Annotated in this window: 5 protein-coding genes and 1 pseudogene; 2 read left to right on the top strand and 4 right to left on the bottom strand. The window is 58.7% G+C overall.

The features are described from left to right. Positions 1 to 201: pseudogene (locus tag EOB49_RS38220) on the bottom strand (terminase family protein); the annotation flags it as partial. 96 nt (positions 202 to 297) lie between these two features. Between EOB49_RS38220 and EOB49_RS32570 the strand changes: the two are divergent. Next, on the top strand, positions 298 to 801 hold the full coding sequence (locus EOB49_RS32570; RefSeq protein ID WP_127383379.1) for a hypothetical protein: 504 nt from the start codon (positions 298 to 300) through the stop codon (positions 799 to 801). On the opposite strand, the gene EOB49_RS32575 is transcribed toward EOB49_RS32570, so the two are convergent. Genes EOB49_RS32575 through EOB49_RS32585 form a run of 3 tightly spaced genes read right to left on the bottom strand, consistent with a single transcriptional unit; the run spans position 770 to position 2,367 of the window. After that, positions 770 to 1,519, bottom strand: coding sequence for a terminase family protein (locus EOB49_RS32575; protein ID WP_127383380.1), 750 nt, complete (start codon positions 1,517 to 1,519; stop codon positions 770 to 772). The two genes, EOB49_RS32570 and EOB49_RS32575, sit on opposite strands and share 32 nt — an antisense overlap. Continuing rightward, positions 1,437 to 2,069, bottom strand: coding sequence for a DNA-packaging protein (locus EOB49_RS32580; protein WP_245472946.1), 633 nt, complete (start codon positions 2,067 to 2,069; stop codon positions 1,437 to 1,439). The genes EOB49_RS32575 and EOB49_RS32580 overlap by 83 nt, the downstream gene beginning before the upstream one ends. Continuing rightward, on the bottom strand, positions 2,017 to 2,367 hold the full coding sequence (locus EOB49_RS32585; RefSeq protein ID WP_127383381.1) for a hypothetical protein: 351 nt from the start codon (positions 2,365 to 2,367) through the stop codon (positions 2,017 to 2,019). The genes EOB49_RS32580 and EOB49_RS32585 overlap by 53 nt, the downstream gene beginning before the upstream one ends. Positions 2,368 to 2,482: 115 nt before the next feature. On the opposite strand from EOB49_RS32585, the gene EOB49_RS37060 reads away from it, so the two are divergent. Further along, positions 2,483 to 2,707: hypothetical protein (locus tag EOB49_RS37060; RefSeq protein ID WP_206526176.1), on the top strand; the 225-nt coding region annotated here is incomplete at its 3' end.

Here is a 2,707-nt window from a genome sequence, read left to right on the forward strand (position 1 = left end):
GTCGAGCGCACCAAGCCGAGGCCAAAAGCGGGGCAAACGGAACGGATCGCAGCGGACCAACTCTTCAGCGATCGGGAAGATGCGACCTGAGCCCAGCACTGGGATGCCCTTTGCCCTGGCTTCACGCTCGTGCTCAGGATACGCGGCGATAATCTCGGCACGTTGCTCTGGCGTGTAGTGCTCAGCATCGTCAATAGTCATGAAGGTTACGTGTCGGCTCAGTTGATAAGCTCCGCTGCTATATTGCTGTTTGAAAACGCATGCGCGAAGGTCCCCGTGCAAGTAAGGGAGAATCGCATGGTCAAGGACTTCTCGAAAATAATCTCGGACGCGCAGAACAAGCACAGCGAACGAACTGCTGCTTTACAGGCCAAAGAGGACACGGCTGCTCAGGAGCAGAATGCAAGGTACGAAGCGGCCACGTCGTTTCTGGATACCCAAATACGCCCTTTGCTTGAGCTGGCTGCTGAGCAGTTTGCGGCCCAAGGTATCGGGCTGACCATCGAAGACAACTGGAGAGGTCAGATCGGTCGGCCGATGCGATACCACCTTATCGCTCAAGCGGAGCGGCAGAATTTTCGCGTCACGCAGGGAAGCGCCGTTACACCAAAGTCTCACAAGGCCTTCTTCCAGCATACAGGTAGCGAATTTCGAGCCGGCTTGGGCCGCTCAGAGCACGAAAGTATCCCTCACAACACCCAGGTCTGGCCCGTCGAAGAGGCCGAGCAAGCCATGGACGAGGTTCTAGGTCAGATGTTGGACACCTACTTTAAGTCGGTTGAGCAAAACCGCCATCTTTAGTGGCTGGTGACCGGACCAAACCGTTGACCTGGTCGGCAGTCAGGAACATCAGCACCACCTCAGACATGCCGAGTAGCGGCGTGAAAGTGATCATCGTGATGCCGCCCGTGGCGTTAGTGCGAGTCAGCCCTTCCGAGTAGATGTCCGGTGGCGGCTCTTCATCGAACCACACGCCGTCCAGCGTCGGACCCTGCCACTTCTCCCGGCCTTTCTCGTAGGACTTGAAACCGAGAATGCTTCGGCCGGCCTGAACGTCGCCACCACCTCCATGCTTGACGACTATGCTGTCGAGCGCGTTCGGGATGCCGCGAGCCAGATAGGTTTCGGCGAATGCATCGCCGGGGATCATCCCGGTTCCCCAGGCGTCTTTCCGCTCAGGTTGGCCGACGAGCATCTTCTGCACAGTGTCGCGGGTGGATTCGCCCGTCAGACCGGCCGCCCACATCGCTACTGGCTTGGGGAACACCTTGCCTTCCCACCAGTCGGGATATCGGCCGGTCAGGTGCATCGCCCATTCAGCGCCGCCGGCCAGCGTCTTGCCAAGCTGATTGCCGGCCATGAATAGCCGCTCTCGATTGGTCAGGCCGGCTGCGTGGAAGGATGCCTGCTTGCTGTAGGGCTGGTATCGTAGCAGCCTATTCCGGCTCTTCCGCCTTGCCTGCTCCTCCAGGAGCTGCGCCAGCTCGACCTTCTTCGAGTAAGAGAGCGATGCGAGCATCCAGGGCGTCTCCAGACATCGTGTGAAGCGAGCCGGCGACGTTCAGTTCCGACTTGTCCGCGAGGCCGAGATCGCGAGCGATGATGTTGGCGTTGAGTAGATCGGCGGAGGCGCCTTCGAACTTCTGGGTGCGGATGATTTCGTCCACGCGCGTCGTGATCTCACCAAAACCATCGCGCTGCTTGTATTCCGACCAGGCCTGCTGGCTGATATCGAGGAAGATGCAGAGGCCGGTGATCGTCATTGCCCGCATCTTGGCAATGGTCGCGATGCTCACGTCGCCCTGATACGCGAACGGCTTGGCCTCATAGAGCGGGTGCGCATCGACCCATTCGAAATACTCGACAGCAGCAGTCCACAGATCGTCAGGCATAGCGAAGATCGGCTTGCGCCCATGGGTGCTTCGCGCCTTCCAGAAGTCGTTGCCCTTGGGTGCTGGCATGTTGGAGACAGGAGGTGAAGCCGCGACCTTTTCGGAGGATCTCGGCTTCGTTTCCTTACGCGTCTGTTTTGGCATCGGGATCGATCGTCTCAGCGACAGGCGCAGCATCCTTTGCCCTGCCACCACGCTTGCCGGTCTTCACCGACTTGGCGTGCCGCTCTGCAGCTTCATTCGCCTTGGCGATACCGACAGCGCGGCCCGAGGCACCGGAAGCACCATCAGGGAAGCCGAAGCCACCGACTGGATCGACAGGACCGCCGCGAACCATGCCGATCAAAACGCCGTCGGCGACTTGTTCAACAGTGCCATTGCGCACCTGTGGCGCGCCGCCTTCGAATTGGCCAATGGTTGAAACCATGTCCTGTCCGGCGTCGTCAGTGATGATAGTCGCGTATCGCGTAGTCATTCGCTTATCTCCTGTCGGGATTAAACAGTGTTTTCTGAGTGGGGGGTGAGCCGACCGCTGAAGAATCCGGTATGAAGAGGCCGACTATTTCTGTGAACGCGAGCGGGAGGGCAACGTGCCGGCCAACGCAGACCAGTTTTTTGACGAGTATGATGATGTGTCCGAACGGGTAAATCGTTCGCACCATCGCGATTTTACAACCCTTTTGCGACGATGGTTTGCGTGTCTTGAGGAGGCCCCGAAGCCGATTTCAGATCGGGTTCGTTGGTTGGAGACACTTGTTAGTTGGAATGAGGTGGAAACCAACGTCCTGAAACCTGGATCCGGAATGGGGTCAGGG

Source organism: Mesorhizobium sp. M7A.F.Ca.MR.148.00.0.0 (assembly GCF_003997735.1).
Classification (GTDB): domain Bacteria; phylum Pseudomonadota; class Alphaproteobacteria; order Rhizobiales; family Rhizobiaceae; genus Mesorhizobium.

Coding starts and splice junctions, on each gene's coding strand:
- EOB49_RS32570 (WP_127383379.1), top strand. CDS start 298: ATGGTCAAGGACTTCTCGAAAATAATCTCGGACGCGCAGAACAAGCAC.
- EOB49_RS32575 (WP_127383380.1), bottom strand. CDS start 1,519: ATGCTCGCATCGCTCTCTTACTCGAAGAAGGTCGAGCTGGCGCAGCTC.
- EOB49_RS32580 (WP_245472946.1), bottom strand. CDS start 2,069: ATGCTGCGCCTGTCGCTGAGACGATCGATCCCGATGCCAAAACAGACG.
- EOB49_RS32585 (WP_127383381.1), bottom strand. CDS start 2,367: ATGACTACGCGATACGCGACTATCATCACTGACGACGCCGGACAGGAC.